General features: G+C 64.2%; 20 protein-coding genes. 16 read left to right on the top strand and 4 right to left on the bottom strand.

All coding sequences use genetic code 11. The annotated features are described in order from the left end of the window. Positions 1 to 352 precede the first annotated feature (352 nt). The 5 genes from JO965_RS18180 (at position 353) to JO965_RS18160 (ending at position 2,861) form a co-directional block, all read left to right on the top strand. Positions 353 to 550, top strand: a complete 198-nt coding sequence (locus JO965_RS18180; protein ID WP_203440429.1) for a hypothetical protein — start codon at positions 353 to 355, stop codon at positions 548 to 550. Next, positions 550 to 696 (top strand): hypothetical protein, encoded by a 147-nt coding sequence (locus JO965_RS18175; protein WP_203440428.1) that lies wholly within the window; start codon positions 550 to 552, stop codon positions 694 to 696. The genes JO965_RS18180 and JO965_RS18175 overlap by 1 nt, the downstream gene beginning before the upstream one ends. Next, complete coding sequence (locus tag JO965_RS18170; protein ID WP_203440427.1) at positions 693 to 1,229, top strand: HK97 family phage prohead protease; 537 nt, start codon at positions 693 to 695, stop codon at positions 1,227 to 1,229. Before JO965_RS18175 ends, JO965_RS18170 begins: the two co-directional genes overlap by 4 nt. A 24-nt stretch (positions 1,230 to 1,253) precedes the next feature. Continuing rightward, positions 1,254 to 1,547 carry a hypothetical protein gene (locus tag JO965_RS18165; RefSeq protein WP_246776610.1) on the top strand — a complete coding sequence of 98 codons (294 nt, stop codon included), beginning with the start codon at positions 1,254 to 1,256 and terminating at the stop codon, positions 1,545 to 1,547. 75 nt (positions 1,548 to 1,622) lie between these two features. After that, positions 1,623 to 2,861 (top strand): phage major capsid protein, encoded by a 1,239-nt coding sequence (locus JO965_RS18160; RefSeq protein ID WP_203440426.1) that lies wholly within the window; start codon positions 1,623 to 1,625, stop codon positions 2,859 to 2,861. A gap of 213 nt (positions 2,862 to 3,074) precedes the next feature. Here JO965_RS18160 and JO965_RS18155 read toward each other — a convergent pair whose 3' ends face one another. Both JO965_RS18155 and JO965_RS18150 read right to left on the bottom strand, forming a co-directional pair. Beyond that, positions 3,075 to 3,872, bottom strand: coding sequence for a trypsin-like serine protease (locus JO965_RS18155; protein WP_203440425.1), 798 nt, complete (start codon positions 3,870 to 3,872; stop codon positions 3,075 to 3,077). A 134-nt stretch (positions 3,873 to 4,006) separates the two neighbouring features. Next, positions 4,007 to 4,747 (bottom strand): trypsin-like serine protease, encoded by a 741-nt coding sequence (locus JO965_RS18150; RefSeq protein ID WP_203440424.1) that lies wholly within the window; start codon positions 4,745 to 4,747, stop codon positions 4,007 to 4,009. Between the two features lie 24 nt (positions 4,748 to 4,771). On the opposite strand from JO965_RS18150, the gene JO965_RS18145 reads away from it, so the two are divergent. The 6 genes from JO965_RS18145 (at position 4,772) to JO965_RS49400 (ending at position 7,628) form a co-directional block, all read left to right on the top strand. Beyond that, positions 4,772 to 5,338 carry a head-tail connector protein gene (locus JO965_RS18145; protein WP_203440423.1) on the top strand — a complete coding sequence of 189 codons (567 nt, stop codon included), beginning with the start codon at positions 4,772 to 4,774 and terminating at the stop codon, positions 5,336 to 5,338. A gap of 192 nt (positions 5,339 to 5,530) precedes the next feature. Further along, positions 5,531 to 5,866, top strand: coding sequence for a phage head closure protein (locus tag JO965_RS18140; RefSeq protein WP_203440422.1), 336 nt, complete (start codon positions 5,531 to 5,533; stop codon positions 5,864 to 5,866). Then, entirely contained in the window at positions 5,863 to 6,273 is a 411-nt protein-coding gene (locus JO965_RS18135; protein WP_203440421.1) for a DUF3168 domain-containing protein, read from the top strand. Before JO965_RS18140 ends, JO965_RS18135 begins: the two co-directional genes overlap by 4 nt. 220 nt (positions 6,274 to 6,493) lie before the next feature. Continuing rightward, positions 6,494 to 6,904: a phage major tail protein, TP901-1 family gene (locus JO965_RS18130; RefSeq protein ID WP_203440420.1), complete on the top strand. Its 411-nt coding sequence runs from the start codon at positions 6,494 to 6,496 to the stop codon at positions 6,902 to 6,904. A 179-nt stretch (positions 6,905 to 7,083) separates the two neighbouring features. Continuing rightward, complete coding sequence (locus JO965_RS18125; RefSeq protein WP_203440419.1) at positions 7,084 to 7,467, top strand: gene transfer agent family protein; 384 nt, start codon at positions 7,084 to 7,086, stop codon at positions 7,465 to 7,467. Beyond that, entirely contained in the window at positions 7,398 to 7,628 is a 231-nt protein-coding gene (locus tag JO965_RS49400; RefSeq protein ID WP_203444248.1) for a phage tail assembly chaperone, read from the top strand. The genes JO965_RS18125 and JO965_RS49400 overlap by 70 nt, the downstream gene beginning before the upstream one ends. A 40-nt stretch (positions 7,629 to 7,668) precedes the next feature. Here JO965_RS49400 and JO965_RS18115 read toward each other — a convergent pair whose 3' ends face one another. Next, positions 7,669 to 8,118 (bottom strand): hypothetical protein, encoded by a 450-nt coding sequence (locus tag JO965_RS18115; RefSeq protein ID WP_203440418.1) that lies wholly within the window; start codon positions 8,116 to 8,118, stop codon positions 7,669 to 7,671. Here JO965_RS18115 and JO965_RS18110 point away from each other — a divergent pair. After that, positions 8,099 to 8,785, top strand: a complete 687-nt coding sequence (locus JO965_RS18110) for a phage tail tape measure protein (RefSeq protein WP_203440417.1) — start codon at positions 8,099 to 8,101, stop codon at positions 8,783 to 8,785. The genes JO965_RS18115 and JO965_RS18110 overlap by 20 nt on opposite strands. A 6-nt stretch (positions 8,786 to 8,791) precedes the next feature. On the opposite strand, the gene JO965_RS18105 is transcribed toward JO965_RS18110, so the two are convergent. Then, a complete protein-coding gene (locus JO965_RS18105; protein ID WP_203440416.1) occupies positions 8,792 to 9,037 on the bottom strand; it encodes a YdcH family protein in 246 nt (81 codons plus the stop codon). Between the two features lie 81 nt (positions 9,038 to 9,118). On the opposite strand from JO965_RS18105, the gene JO965_RS18100 reads away from it, so the two are divergent. The 4 genes from JO965_RS18100 (at position 9,119) to JO965_RS18085 (ending at position 15,451) form a co-directional block, all read left to right on the top strand. Further along, positions 9,119 to 9,757, top strand: coding sequence for a DUF2460 domain-containing protein (locus JO965_RS18100; RefSeq protein WP_203440415.1), 639 nt, complete (start codon positions 9,119 to 9,121; stop codon positions 9,755 to 9,757). Positions 9,758 to 9,943: 186 nt separating this feature from the next. Beyond that, entirely contained in the window at positions 9,944 to 10,834 is an 891-nt protein-coding gene (locus tag JO965_RS18095) for a DUF2163 domain-containing protein (RefSeq protein WP_203440414.1), read from the top strand. Between the two features lie 331 nt (positions 10,835 to 11,165). Continuing rightward, entirely contained in the window at positions 11,166 to 11,594 is a 429-nt protein-coding gene (locus JO965_RS18090) for an NlpC/P60 family protein (RefSeq protein ID WP_203440413.1), read from the top strand. Then, positions 11,594 to 15,451 (top strand): glycoside hydrolase/phage tail family protein, encoded by a 3,858-nt coding sequence (locus tag JO965_RS18085; protein ID WP_203440412.1) that lies wholly within the window; start codon positions 11,594 to 11,596, stop codon positions 15,449 to 15,451. The genes JO965_RS18090 and JO965_RS18085 overlap by 1 nt, the downstream gene beginning before the upstream one ends. The last annotated feature ends 253 nt before the right edge of the window (positions 15,452 to 15,704 follow it).

Genomic DNA, 15,704 nt, shown 5'->3' with positions numbered 1-15,704 from the left:
CGGCGCCCACTCTTTCCCGAGACGTCGTGGTTATGGATCCCCGCCTTCGCGGGGATGACAGTGTTGAGGTTCCAGCACCAGATCCTGCAAGCGATCCCGGATCTCGCTTCGCTCGTCCGGGATGACGCTCCGTCGATGTCTCGCAAATCCATACGCGCAAGCAACCACCCGAACCACTAGCGCATCGTGCGGAAAAGTGGACCCGGTTTTCCGCACCCAACGATGCGCCGCTTAAGGGCTGAGCATCGGATTAGATCCCAAAAGTGGGTCCACTTTTGGGTCCGATGCTCTAACACCATCCCAATTCCCACGTGCACCCACCCTCAACGGAGTTTTTCCGTAGGAACAAATCATGAACATGTTTGACCAGATCACCGAGGCCGTCATCCGGCGCGGGGATCTTGCCCATCTCGCCCTGTTCGTCTGGGCGAGCGGGGCGTCCGCTTTGCTTGCCATGACCCTGCGCGATCTGTTCGCAGCCAATCGTCGGTTCGATGCGTTCGTGCGCGAGCTGTCCCTCTTCAACCGCCGCCATTCGGGAGAACCCTGATGACCCGCACCATCACCCGCACGCCACGCAAGCCGAAGGCCGCGCGGGACGGGCAGAGCCGCGCCGCGCTCGTGTTTCGCGATTTCGTGCGCCAGCTCGAAAAGCTCGATGCCAAACCGAAAATCGTCCGCGGAGCCGCGCGATGAAGCCCGGCATTCCCATCATTCAGGAACGAAAGTTCCTGTCCGAGCCGCTGAACGCGGTCGATGTCGACGGCGTGTTCGAAGGCTATGCCAGCCTGTTCGGTGAGGCCGATCTCGGCAAGGATGTGGTCATGCCGGGGGCGTTCTCGGATACTTTAAGAAAACGAGGCGCGGCCGATGTGCGGCTCCTCTGGCAGCACGATCCGGGTCAGCCCATCGGGCGCTGGCTTTCCATCGCGGAGGATCGGCGGGGCCTGCGCGTGCGCGGCAAGCTCAACCTTGCCGTGGAGCGTGCGCGGGAGATCCATGCGCTCATGCGCGAAGGCGCGGTCGATGGGCTCTCCATCGGCTTTCGCGCCGAACGTGCGCGGGCCGAGCGGCCCACGGGCCTGCGCCGGCTGGAGAAGCTCGACCTGTGGGAAATCTCCGTCGTGACCTTTCCGATGCTGCCCGATGCGCGGGTCGAAACCGTGAAGAACGTGAGGCCGCAACTCGCCGCCAGCATCCGCAGGGCGGCCGTGCGATTATTGTCCTGAACCTTGTCCTTGGGAGCGCGTTAGATGAACGCCCGCACGGATGCGGAAGTGGCGGGTCCCTTCTTCATCCGGAAGGTGTCGGATCTCCGCGTTTCTTGGGAGGTTGTCATGAAGAAGCTCGTTTTCGTTGCGCTCCTCGGCCTTGCGGCCGCGGCCTGCACCACCACGGAAGAGCGGGTCGGCGGCGCTGCCGTCGGTGCCGGTGTCGGTGCGATTGCAGGACCGCCCGGTGCGATCGTCGGCGGCGCGGTCGGCGCAGCAACCGGGCCCACGGTGGCCAATAGAGTGCAGAGCAACACCCGTCGCGCTCGCCGCTAATCATTCCCTTTTACCGGGAATTAAACGGGCCCGCCCACCGGCGGGCCTTTTCATTTAACAAACCGATTGATTGATATGATCCCCATTGTAGACACCAAATCCGTTTCCGACGATGTCGCCTCGGCTTTCGACGATTTCGCCCGCGCCTTCGAGGCGTTCAAGGATGCCAACGACACGCGCCTGTCCGAGATCGAGACACGGTTGTCGAGCGATGTCGTGACGGACGAAAAGCTGATCCGTATCGACACCGCCCTCGACGATGCCAAGCGCCGCCTCGACCGTCTTGCCCTCGATCGCTCGCGTCCGCCGCTGGGCAGCGGTGCGGACCATGCCCGCGATCCGGCTAAAGGAGAGCACAAGGCAGCGTTCGATTCCTATATCCGCACCGGCGAGGCCGCAGGATTGAAGCGGCTCGAGGAGAAGGCGCTCTCTGCCGGCTCCGGCCCCGATGGCGGCTATCTCGTGCCCGATACGGTCGAGAGCGAGGTGCTGCGCCGTCTCTCGGCCGTTTCGCCGATCCGCGCCATCTCGTCGGTGCGTGTGATTTCCGGTGGCCAGTACAAGCGCGCCTTCTCGACCATGGGTCCCGCGACGGGCTGGGTCGGCGAGACGGCGGCACGTCCTCAGACCGCAAGTCCGACGCTCTCCGAGATGAGCTTCCCGGCCATGGAACTCTATGCCATGCCGGCTGCGACCCAGACCCTTCTCGACGATGCGGTGGTCGATATCGATCGCTGGATCGCGGAGGAAGTCGAGGCTGCCTTCGCCGAGCAGGAAAGCACCGCCTTCGTGACAGGCGACGGCATCAACAAGCCGAAGGGGTTTCTTTCCGCCGATACGATCGAGGAGGAAGTCTGGGAATGGGGCAAGCTCGGCACCGTGCAGACCGGCGGCGCGACCTTTCCGGCCGCCAATCCCTCCGATGTGCTTGTCGACCTGATCTATTCACTGAAGGCCGGCTATCGTCAGAACGCCTCCTTCGTCATGAACCGCAAGACGCAGAGCGCGATCCGCCGGTTCAAGGACGATAACGGCCAATATCTCTGGGCGCCGCCCGCTAGCCTCGGCCAGGCCGCCACCCTGATGGGCTTCCCTGTGGTGGAAGCCGAGGACATGCCCGACATCACGGCGAATGCCTGCGCGGTCGCGTTCGGGGATTTCAAGCGCGGTTATCTCATCGTCGACCGTGCCGGCATGCGTGTGCTGCGCGATCCGTATTCCGCGAAACCTTATTTGCTGTTCTATACCACCAAGCGCGTGGGCGGCGGTGTGCAGGATTACGCGGCGATCAAGCTCTTGAAGTTCGCGGCGTAACGCTACCCTCCACGTCATCACCGGCCTTGTGCCGGTGATGACGTTGGGGCGCAAGCACTGTCATTCCGGGGCCGCATAGCGGAGCCCGGAATCCATAACCACGACATTGCAAGGTAAAGCGAGCAGCGTTACGCTTCTGCCTGCACTGTTAGCGGATATGGATTCCGGGTTCGCCTTCGGCGCCCCGGAATGACACGGTGATTGAAGATCGGTTCAGTTCCCCGTCCACATGCTGCGCGTCCCGTTGAGGCCGCGCATGCTCGATGAGATCCATCCGAGATGCTCGACGATCGGCGTGACGGCCGTCAGGCCGCCGCAGGCGCTCGGCTGGCGGCTGCGCAAGGGGCCGCTCGACCAGCTCGTGATGCCGTAGAGTTGATAGCCTGCGGAGGTCGCGGCCAGGACCGGCCCGCCGGAATCGCCCCGGCAGGCGCCGGCCCCGGCCGTCTCCGCCAGGCGGTTGCGGTCGACGACGATCAGGACGCGGTTGGCGACCTCGATGGGACCGAGCGAGATGAGGTTGGTCTGGCGCAGTGTCCGGGCCGTGCGCCGGGCCCGCTCGGACAACACGCCGAATCCGGCAATCGTCACGCCGTCGCCCACATCGATCCGGCCCGCCTGGGTCGGGTCGAGAGCCAGGAAGTCGGGTCCGAGTGGCCGATCGAGCTTGACGATTGCAAGGTCGATGCCCGGTTGGGTGCGCGGCGTGGTGCCGGGGACGAATGTGGGATGGACGGCGAGCGCGGCGACGTTGAAGCGCTGTTGCCGGAAGGCGCGGTTGAGCGCGGTGACACGGTAGGCGGCCCGATCCGTCATGCAATGGGCGGCGGTGAGCACGAGATCCGGCCCGACCACCACGCCGGAGCAGAGCTCGCCGGTCGAGCTCTCGATGGACACGACCGAGCGCCGCAACCCATTCGGGTCGCGTGTGGTGGCGCCTTGGAGGATGGCCCATGCGGGATTGGCAACAAGGATGAAGACGGCAAGAGCAAGAGTTGGCAGCGCGCGCATGGGATGATGATGCCGTGAGGGGAAAGGATTTTTTAAGGCAAGACCTTGGCCGTCAGGATAGTTCCGTTCCCTTAGGAATTTCTAACGGCAGGGGACAGGGCGCAAAGGTGGATCCTCCTTCTGAGTCGGATGTCCTAATTGCCGCTCCATAACGCTGCGCGATTCCAGCCTTTCAGAATCCGGTCGACCCATTCGCGCTGAGGGCCGACGAGGATGCCCTGCGTCACGCCTCCGCAGCTTCGACCCTTCGCCGGAGATGACCAGCTTGTGATTGCCACAATAGCGGTTCCGGACGCCATCGGACCTCCGGAATCGCCCTGGCAGGCGCTTGCCGTGCCGGATCCCTCGGCCCAGAGCAGAATTTTGCTCGGGCCGTATGGCTCGACCGCGGTCAGGGAGGCGGTGCGGAAGGTGCCGGAGGTTTTCGCATCGCCCTCGCGGGCAAGGCCGTAGCCGCCGACGATGACGGCACTGTTCTCGGCGACTTTCGCGGCCGTGAGCGTCGCCCGCTCGAAGCGGGCGGGCAGGGCCTCAGGGATACGCACCAGGGCGAGATCGACCGAGCGCTGCCGGGTTTCGATGGCCTTCGCATTGTAGCCGGGATGCACGGCCTTCGCGGCGGGCGTGATCAGCACGGGCTCGCCCGTCTCGTCACGAAAATGCACCCGGTGCTCGGCTGCGCCCGTCACGCAATGGGCGGCGGTGAGCACCACGTCTTTGGCCAGCACCACGGCGCTGCAGACGCCGCCATTCGAGCTCAGGACCATCACGCTCTGGCGGGCGAGGGGACCTTCATTCTCGGCACCGCCGACGATGGCATTCGCCTCCGTCGCCATCAGCGACAGGGCAAGACAGAACGTAACCAGACGTTGCATGACTCATAAGGATTCCTGTTCAAGATGATTCCCATATTCATCAGCGGCCCTGCCGTCGAGCCCATAACGCTGGGGGAGATGAAGGCCTATCTTCGCGTCGATGACGATGACGGCATGCAGGATGACCTGATTGCCGGTCTCATCAAGGCGGCGCGGCTCATGATCGAGGCGGCCTCACGGCGGATCCTGATCGAGCAGCGCTGGCGCGTGGTGCTGGACCGCTGGCCCGCTGGCGGAACGATCCTGCTGCCGCTCTCGCCGCTGATCGCGGTCGATGGCATCAAGGTGAGGGATGCTTCGGGTACAGTCACTGATGTTCCGGCGAGCGCCTTCGAGGCGGATATGTTGAGCGATCCGCCGCGCATTGCCGCCACCCATGCACCGGAACCGGGCAGGCCGAGGAACGGCATCTCCATCGAGCTGCGGGCCGGCTACGGCACCGCATCCGAGGCGGTGCCCGCCCCGTTGAAGCTCGCGATCCGCATTCTCGTCGCCCATTGGTTCGAGAACCGCGGCGACGTGATCGGCGAGCAGATCCTGCCGTCGGAGGCATTGGCTCTTGTCGCACCGTTTCAACGGATGCGGCTGTAGACGGGCCCTCTACTGTCATTCCGGGGCGCCGCAGGCGAGCCCGGAATCCATAACCACGACGTCTCAAGACAAGGCAAGCAGCGTTTCACCTCTTTCTGCTCCGTTCGCGGTTATGGATCCCGGGCTCCGCTGCGCGGCCCCGGGATGACAGCAGAATATGTTGTTCAATCACATTCATTCCAAGACATTGCCATGAAAACCAAACCCATTCCCATCGGCGCGCGCTCGCGCCGGTTCGTGCTCGAGATGCCGCTCGAGAGGCCCGACGGTTTCGGCGGCGTTGTCCGCACCTACACCTCCGGCCCGCAGCTCTGGGGTGCGATCGAGATGCTCTCCGGCTCCGAGCGCGTGCGCGCGGACCGATCCGAGCAGAGCCTGACCCATCGCATCACCCTGCGCTATCGCGAGGGCGTGACCGGCGCCATGCGCCTGACTTCGGGCCTGCGCCGCTTCGCCATCCGCGCGGCCTCCGATCCGGACGGCTCGAAGCGCGATCTCGTCTGCCTCGTCGAGGAGATGCGGGCATGACGAGCCCCGTTCTCGCGCTTCGCCGCGCAATCCTCGACACGGCTGCCGCCGATGCGGAACTGCGAGTGCTCATGGGCGGTAGTTTACGCCTCTACGACGAGCCGCCGCGCGGCGCCGAGCCGGTTTACGCGCTGTTCTCGGATGTGCGTGCAACCGATTGGTCCACCGATCACGATCGCGGCCATGAGCAAAGTCTCGGCATCGTCATCTGGTCCGAGCGCGGCAGCGCGCGAGCGGCGCTCACTGTGGCCGAGCGTTTCGATGCGATCCTCGACGATGCCTCGCTCGCACTCGACGGACACCGCCTCGTCAACCTGCGCGTCACGGAGCTTTTCTCCGAGCGCGACAAGGACAGCGGGCTCACCCGCGTTGCCTTGCGCCTGCGCGCGGTGACGGAAGTGGCGTGATCGGCGTGCGTTGTTCCCTCCCCCTTGCGGGGAGGGATGGGGGTGGAACGACCGGGTGAGACAGTAAACGACAGAAGTGCTGTAGCAGTCTTCGTTCTTATCGAAGCGCGCTCCTCACTCTGACTTTTCGACCCCCACCCTTAATTCCTCCCCGCAAGGGGGAGGGAAGAAATCCAACTCTCACGCATATTCACTTCTTCACTCAACAAAAGGACATCCCATGCCTGCTCAGAAGGGCAAGGATCTGCTCATCAAGATCGGCGATGGCGGCAGCGGTTTCGTCACCGTGGCGGGCTTGCGCACGCGCCAGATCGCCTTCAATGCCGAGACCGTCGACGTGACCCATGCGGAATCCGCCGGGCGCTGGCGTGAACTTCTGGCCGGCGTCGGCGTGCGCCGCGCCTCGATCTCCGGTTCCGGCGTGTTCAAGGACGAGGCCTCCGATGCACGCATGCGCCAGGTTTTCTTCGACGGCGACATCCTGACCTATCAGATCGTTATTCCCGATTTCGGTCGCATCGAAGGCCTGTTCCAGATCACGAGCCTGGAATATCGCGGCGACCATGCCGGCGAAGTGACTTTCGAAATGGCGTTCGAATCCGCCGGCGCGCTTGCGTTTGTCGCGCTGTAAACGCGCATTCGAGCCATTCTCATCAACCGAACTCTTCACCGTCATCCCCGTCCCCGGACTTGATCCGGGGATCAGTCCCGGGGATCCACGTCTTAGGAACCGTACCGTTGCAAAGGCGTGGATGGCCGGAACAAGTCCGGCCATGACGGCGAGTAGTTTTCCAGTCAGGAAGAAAACCGATGCCCAACAGACGACGGGGCGAGGTGGCGCTGCAACTCGGCGAGACGCGCTACACCCTCTGCCTCACCCTTGGTGCGCTGGCCGAACTCGAAGAGGCTTTCGGCGTGCAGGATCTCATGGCGCTGGCCGAGCGTTTTGGCACCGGCTGCCTGTCGAGCCGCGACCTGCTCACGCTGCTCGGCGTCGCGCTGCGCGGCGGCGGGCACGCGATGAGCGACGCGGAGGTGGCGAGCCTGCCGCTGCATGACGGCATCGAGCCCGTGGCTGCGGCGCTTGCCGATCTCCTCGTCATGACCTTTGGCGGAGGCGATATATCGCCAAACCCTCCGCATCCGCAGGACTCGAATGCGAGCCTCACGCCTTCCCCTGGGACGATGCGCTGACGCTGGCCTTAAGCATCCTGCGGTGGAGCCCGGAGACCTTCTGGCGCGCAACGCCGCGCGAGCTGATGGCGGCCTGGGAGGGGTTGCAGGGTGGACGAAAGAGCGAGTCTGCCTTGAGCGGCGATCTCAGGCGGTTGATGGAGGCGTTTCCGGATGAGTGAAAGGCTGATCAGGACTTCTGCCTCTCAAGGTTCAAATGCGTCACTGATGGTAGACGACGCCTTTCTGCTTGTAGCACGAGACCTCAAGATCTTCTTGCAGCTCGTCCCGTTGGCGTGAGACAGGGCGCCCGGCCACGGCCGATCTTGCTTCTGCCTTGCAATGCTCAAGAATTGGTTTCCATTTTTCATCGGGCATTGTGAAATCGCCGACATATGTGATGCCTTTCAGTTTCAAGCACATGTTGTAAAGCTCGAACTGTCTGTATCCCACGCTCGTCTTCGCGCTTGCCGATGCCGTCGCCTTTTTGGCTTCGTAAAGGCATTCGTCGTAAATTCGACCCGTTTGAGCAGGGCTAAGGCCGGGCGTCTTGTAAGTCGATCTAGTCGGCGGAGCACTCACGCAGGCATTCTGGGTACACAGCACGAGCGCGGCAAGGATCAGCTTATCCTTCAATCGGAATGAGGCCAATATGCCAGATAATCCTTTCAAGCAGAAACTCGACGAGATTCGGGATGACAAGAAGCAGGCTGCACGGCAGCTTGATACACTCATCGGTCTTTCCGATCGTTTCGGTGAATCCCTGTCCAATGCATTCGCCAAGAACGTCTCGGAAGGCAAGAAATTTGATAACGTTCTCAAAGATCTGCGCAAGTCATTCACAGAATTTGCGCTGAAGTCGGCCATGGCTCCACTGCAGATGGCGCTCACCCGTGGCATGCAAACACTGATGGCAGGCTTGTTCGGCAACGCGCTGCCGATGGGGCCTGATTTGTCCGGCGCAGGGCAAAGTTTAGGCGGTGGGCTGTCGTCTCTCCTCGGCTCCCTGTTTGGCGCCGGCGGGCCTGCCTTGGCCAAGGGTGGCGTACTCTCTCGGGGTATGGTGATGCCGTTCGCGCAAGGCGGGGTGATCGGTGCTCCGACCTATTTTCCGCTCGGGCGCGGGCTCGGCCTCATGGGCGAGCAGGGCGCGGAGGCGGTGATGCCACTGGCGCGCGGGCCGGACGGAAGGCTCGGCGTGCGCTCAGGCCACGGCGGGCGGCCGGTTTCCGTGACGATGAACATCTCGACGCCCGACGCGGAGAGCTTCCGCCGTTCCGAGGCGCAGGTCTCGGCCGCGCTGGCGCGAGCCGTCGCGCGCGGGCAGCGTGGGATGTAGCGCTTCTCAGCCGCCCGCACCGTCGAGCATCGCCATGATCTCGTCCTTGATCTGCAGGCGGCGGCGTTTGAGCTCTTCCTCGACTTCCTCGGGCTTCGGCTCCACCCGGGTTTCGATCCGGTGGATGGTGCGGTTCAGCTCGTCGTATTCGTCGTAGAGCCGCGCGAAGCGGTTGTTGCTCGTCTTGAGCTGGTGGATCCGGTCGCGCTTGTCGGGGAAGTCTTCCGCAAGGTCGTTGGGAGCGTTGCTCATCGCCTGCCGTCTCCTTGGTGGGGCCTTTCCAGGGTCAACGCCACCCTCTTTCTTTCGTTTCACATTCCAAAAGGACGGATCATGACCTCCGATTTCCACGAGGTTCGCTTTCCGCTCGATGTCAGCCTCGGCAGCCGAGGCGGGCCCGTGCGGCGGACCGATATCGTCGCGCTGTCCTCCGGCCGCGAGCACCGCAACAGCCGCTGGGCCGGCTCTCGGCGCCGCTACGATGCGGGGCTCGGGATCAGGACGATCGATGCGCTGCACGCGGTGATCGCTTTCTTCGAGGAGCGTCGCGGTCGGCTCCACGGCTTCCGCTTCCGCGACCGCACCGATTGGCGCTCCGGCCCGCCCTCGAAGGACCCGACGCCGCTGGACCAGCGCATCGGCACCGGCAACGGACAAAGCGTGAGCTTTCCGCTGGTGAAAGCTTATGGCTCGTCCTTTGCGCCCTATAGCCGCTCCATCGCCAAGCCTGTCGGTGGAACGGTGCGGGTGGCGGTCAACGGAATCGAGCAGAGCGTCGGCTCCGGCTTCAACTGCGATCCCACGACGGGCCTCGTGATCTTTGCCGCCGCACCGCCTGCAGGCGCTATCATCACGGCGGGCTTTGCCTTCGACGTGCCGGTGCGCTTCGACACGGACGAGCTCGACATCGACCTCTTCACCTTCGATGCCGGCGGCATCCCGCAGATCCCGCTGATCGAGATCGTTCCTTGACACCCACTGTCATCCCGGGGCCGCGTAGCGGAGCCCGGGATCCATAAACACGACGTTCGCGGAGAAAGCGCAACGGCTGCCGCTGCACGTGTTCTGCTGCGTTAGCGGCTATGGATCCCGGGCTCGCCTTCGGCGCCCCGGGATGACAGTGCGGCCTCGTCTCACATCACATGCAAGTTCGATCTCATGCGCACCATTCCCCCAAACCTCGCTGCCCATCTGGCGGATGGGGTGACGACGCTTTGTCATTGCTGGAAGCTCATCCGGCGCGACGGCGCGACCTTCGGCTTCACCGATCACGACCGCGATCTTTCTTTCGGCGGTACTATCTTTGCGGCCCGAACCGGGCTCGAGGCGGCGGAGGTCACGACCGAACTCGGCTTCGCGGTTGGCGGTGGCGAAGTGTCGGGCGCGCTCGTTTCCGCGGGGCTCACCGAGGACGATATCTCCTCAGGGCTCTATGACGATGCGAGCGTCGAGACCTGGCTCGTCAACTGGAGCAATGTGGAGGAGCGTCTGCTTCTCGATATCGGGTCCATTGGCGAGATCCGTCGCGCGGATGGTGGCTTCGTTGCGGAGGTGAGGGGGCTCATGCACCGCTTCGACGAGGAGCGCGGGCGCCTGTTCCGCGCCACCTGCTCGGCGGATCTCGGTGACGAGCGCTGCGGCATCAATCTTTCCTCGTCCACCTATTCCGACACGGGCACCGTCACCGGAACGGATGGAGCGCTGACCATCGCGGGCTCCGGCATCGGCTTCTCGGACGGATGGTGCACAGCAGGCCAACTCACCTGGATGAGCGGCGACAATGCCGGTCTGTCCGTCGAGATCAAGGTACATCGTGCGATCAGCGGCACGGACGAGTTCGATCTGTGGCAGCGCGCGCCGCAAGCCATCAAGATCGGCGATACGTTTCGCATCACGGCCGGCTGCAACAAGACCCATGCGACCTGCCGGGCGAAGTTCAAGAACGCTGTCAACTTCCGCGGCTTCCCGCACATGCCCGGCAACGACTTCATCATCCGCATGCCGCAGCAGGGCGAGCCGGGCCTGGACGGCGGCAGCTTTTTCAGGTGAGACACGAGTTTCCCCTCCCCCTTGCGGGGAGGGGCAGGGGTGGGGGTGGTTCGGCTGGGTGAGCCCCGAGACCAGCGGGACGCTGGTTCACCTCTCCTTGAGGGAGAGGTCGACGCGCGTCAGCGCGGCGGGTGAGGGGTTACGCCCTTTCTGGAGAACGCTCTCCCCCTCCCCCTCGCTGCGCTCGACCCCTCCCCACCGGGGAGAGGTGAGGCGGTAGCAGCCTCAGTGCCCTCTGGAAGAAGCGTAATACTCCGACTTTTCGACCCCCACCCTCAATCCCTCCCCGCAAGGGGGAGGGAAGTCCCGCACCGTTTTCATGACCAACGCCATGCCCGATACAAACCTCATCCTCACGGAGGCCCGCTCCTGGATCGGAACCCCTTACCGTCACCAGGCCTCGCTCAAGGGCATCGGCTGCGATTGCCTCGGGCTGTTGCGCGGTGTCTGGCGCGGCGTCATGGGCGAAGAACCTGAATTGCCGCCGCCGTACTCGCCTGACTGGGCCGAGGCCGGGGCCGATGCGCTGGTTACGGCCGCGCGAAAACATCTTGTCGAGATCGCGTGCAATGAGTTTGCCGCCGGCGACGTCCTGCTCTTCCGCTGGCGAGCAACCATGCCCGCCAAGCACTGCGCGATTGCGACCTCAGACCAGACCATGATCCACGCCCATGACGGCGCGTCGGTGGCCGAGGTCGCGTTTCACCCCTGGTGGCGGCGACACCTCGCCTATGCCTTTCGCTTTCCGGACAGAAACTGATGGCCACAATCGTTCTTCAAACCGTCGGTGCCGCGGTCGGCGGCATGATCGGCGGGCCTATCGGCGCCATGGCTGGGCGGGCGCTCGGCGGGCTTACGGGTGCCGCCATCGACAACGCACTTTTCGGTGGCGGCGACACCAAATATGTCGAAGGCCCGCGCCTCAAGGACATCGACGGGCTCACCTCCACGGAAGGTGCGCCGATTCCGCGAGTCTATGGCCGTGCGCGCATCGGCGGGCAGCTCATCTGGGCGACACGACTCGAGGAGGTAGTGAACACGAATGTCGATCGCTCGAGCCAGGGTGGCAAGGGCATGGGCGGGCCGAAGACGGTCTCGACCACCTATTCCTATTTCGCCAATCTCGCGGTGGGATTGTGCGAGGGGCGTATCGCCTTCATCCGTCGCGTCTGGGCCGATGGGCGCGAGCTCGATCTCAGCACCATCACCATGCGCGTGCATGCGGGCAGTGAGACTCAAGATCCCGATCCGCTGATCGTCGCGAAGGAGGGCGCTCAATACGCGCCAGCCTATCGCGGCTTGGCTTATGTGGTGTTCGAGCGCCTGCCGCTGACGGATTTCGGCAATCGCGTGCCGCAATTCTCCTTCGAGGTCGTGCGTCCCGTCGATGGCCTCAACCGCATGATCCGGGCTGTCTGTCTCATTCCCGGAGCGAGCGAGTTCGGCTACGACACGCTGCCCGTGACGCAGGTGCTCGATCTCGGCAAGACGCGGCCGGAGAACCGCCACCAGATGCAGCGGGATACCGACGTGGCGGCTTCCCTCGATGCCCTGCAGGCTCTCTGCCCGAACCTCAAGCGCGTGTCGCTGGTGGTGAGCTGGTTCGGCGATGACCTGCGCGCCGGTTCGTGCCTGATCGAGCCGCGGGTGGATGTGAAGACCAAGACCAATGACGGCGCCACATGGTCCGTCGCGGGCCTGACGCGCGAGGATGCGCAAGCGGTTACCCTCGTCAACGGCTCACCGGCCTATGGCGGAACACCCTCAGACGAATCCGTGATCCGGCTGATCAAGAATCTGAAAGCACGCGGGCTGGAGGTGGTGCTCTATCCCTTCGTGATGATGGATGTGCCCATCGGGAATACTCTTCCGGACCCCTATGGCGAGACGGGCCAAGCGGCTTACCCCTGGCGCGGGCGCATCACCTGCCATCCTGCGCCGGGGAGGAGCAGCTCGCCCGACGGGACGAATGCGGCTGAGACGCAGATCGATCAATGGTTCACGCGCAGTGCGGGCTTCAACCGCCTCGTCCTGCATTATGCGAACCTGGCCGAAGAAGCCGGTGGCGTACATGGCTTCATCCTGGGGAGCGAGCTTGTCGGCCTCACGCGCGTGCGCTCGGCATCGGGTGTCTATCCCGCCGTCATGCGGTTGAGGACGCTGGCGGGGCAGGTGCGCGATATCCTGCGCTCGTCCACGAAGATCGTCTATGCGGCGGACTGGACTGAATATGGCGCCCATGTTCTCGACGGCGGCGACGAGGTTCGCTTTCCTCTCGACCCGCTCTTTGCAAGCGAGAACATCGATGCGGTCGGTATCGATTACTACCCGCCGATCTCGGATTGGCGCGACGGTCCAGGCCATGCGGATCTCTCCGCGGCCCGCAGCATCTACGATGTGGATTACTTGCGCACGCGGCTGGGAAGCGGCGAGGCGTTCGACTGGTACTATGCGAATTCGTCCGAGCGGACGGCGCAGACACGCCGGCCCATTACCGATGGCGCCTATGACAAGCCGTGGATCTTCCGCGCGAAGGATCTCGTCTCCTGGTGGTCGAACCGGCATGTGGAGCGCGTGAACGGCGTCGAAATCGGATCGACGTCCTGGCAGGCACGATCGAAGCCGATCTGGCTCACCGAAATCGGCGTACCCGCCGTCGACAAGGGACCCAACGGTCCGAACGTGTTTCCCGATCCGAAATCCTCGGAATCGGCCTATCCGCCGTTTTCGCGCGGAGTGCGTGACGATCTCATCCAGGCGCGCACGCTGGAAGCCATTCTCTCGCGCTTCGATGCTGCTCAGCGAGGCTTCTCGGCAGAGTACAATCCACCATCGTCTTCCTATGGCGGGCGTATGGTCGATCCGGACAACGTCTTCGTCTGGGCCTGGGATGCAAGGCCATTTCCGGCCTTTCCCGATTTCGACATTGTGTGGTCGGACGGCCCCAACTGGGAGACTGGTCACTGGATTACCGGGCGGATCGAGGGCGCGACGCTCGACCGCCTGTTGGCGCGCATTCTGAGGGATTACGGCTTCGCCGATCCCGGCGTCATTCCCGTCGACGGCTTCGTGGATGGTTACGTGATCGACCGGCCCATGTCGGTGCGTGGCGCGATCGAGCCGCTGCTGCGCCTCTTCGGCGTCGATGCGGTTGCGCGCGGCGGCGGCATCGCGTGGCAGGGGCGCGGTGGTCGGGCCATCGTGCATCTGGCGAAGGACGATCTCGTGCTCGGTGACAAGGAACCGTCGCTCAAGCTCACCCGCGCTCAGGAGACCGAACTGCCGCAGCAGGTGGGAATCGGCTTTACGGAAGGCGACACGGATTACCGCCGCGCCTCCGTGGCCTCGCGCCGTCTCTCCGGATCAAGCCGTCGGGAGGCGAGGGCGGACAGCGCCGTCGCCACCCGCCGCGCCGAGGCGCAGCGCCTGGCCGATACCTGGCTGCAGGATCTGTGGGCGGGACGGGAAGGCGCCGAATTCGAGCTCTCGCCTAGGCGGATGGAGCTGGAGCCCGGAGATGTAATTTCTCTTCCGACCGATGCCGGGCCAAAACTTCATCGCATCACCCGCATCACTGACGGACCGACGCGCAAGATCAGCACGCGCGCCGTGGAACCTGCCGTCTTCGAGCGGCCGGGCTCCTCGATGCCAAGGCCGGTCAAACGTCCGCCGCCTTCACCCGGCAAGCCTGTCGCCATCGTGCTCGATCTGCCGGCAAGTCTCGGCGACCCTGTGCCTCTGCAATATCTCGCGGTCGCAGCCGATCCCTGGCCGGGCGCCATGACGATCTGGCGCTCGGGCAACGGCGCGAGCTTCACGCCCTATCGCATGCTCGATCTGCCCGCCGTGATCGGGCGAACGAAAACGGCGCTCGTGCCGGGGCCTCTCTGGCGTTGGGATCCGCGTGCGGTTCTCGACGTGGAGATTTCGTCCGGCGCATTGAGCAGCATCGATGACGAGACAACCCTTGGCGGCCGAAACCTGTTCGCGCTGCAGGGCGCGAATGGCCGGTGGGAAATCTTTTCTGCGGCGCATGCCGAGATGATTGGCGAGCGGACCTATCGTCTGTCGCGCTTCCTGCGCGGCCTTGCCGGGTCCGAGACCGAAGCGAGCCGCACGGTGCCTGCCGGGGCCTTGCTGATCAAACTCGACGAGGCCGTCGCGCCTCTCGCCACGAGCCTGCAGGATCTAGGAGGGACCTGGCGCTACAGGATCGGTCCCGCCGGCCGGGATCATGCCGATCTGTCTGTCACGGAGATTGCCGCGACGGTGGGACGTGAGGCCCTCAAGCCATTGAGCCCCGTTCACGTGACCGCCTATCGTGAGGCCGGCGGCATTCGTATCGCCTGGCTGCGCCGCACGCGCCGCAACGGCGATGGATGGGAAGCCCTCGACGTTCCCTTGGCCGAGGATGCGGAGCGTTATGAGATCGATATCCTTAGAGACAATGTGATCGTGAGGACGCTCACGGGCACGCAAGCCTCAGTTCTCTACGGCAACGCCGAGGAGACCGCCGATTTCGGTGCGCTTCAATCCGCGCTCAGCCTTCGCATCGCGCAGATGAGCGCCGTGGCCGGGCGCGGCTTCGAACGCCACGCGACGATTGCCGTTCGCTGATCCACGCATCATTTTTGCCCTCACTTACGTTTCGGATGACACCCCACTGTCATTCCGGGGCGCCGAAGGCGAGCCCGGAATCCATAACCGCCGACGCTGCAGAACGAAGCATGACGCGGCTCGTCCCTTCCTGAAACGTTGTGTTTATGGATTCCGGGCTCCGCTGCGCGGCCCCGGAATGACAGTGAATGCATCTTTTAACGCGTCATGGCCGGGCCTGTCCCGGCCATCCCGATTGTTTGAAACGCTGCGC

It is taken from the genome of Microvirga sp. VF16 (assembly GCF_016864375.1).
In the GTDB taxonomy this organism is placed as follows: Bacteria; Pseudomonadota; Alphaproteobacteria; order Rhizobiales; family Beijerinckiaceae; genus Microvirga.
Note: the sequence above shows the minus strand (reverse complement) of the source record. Positions and strands in the feature narration are given on the sequence as shown.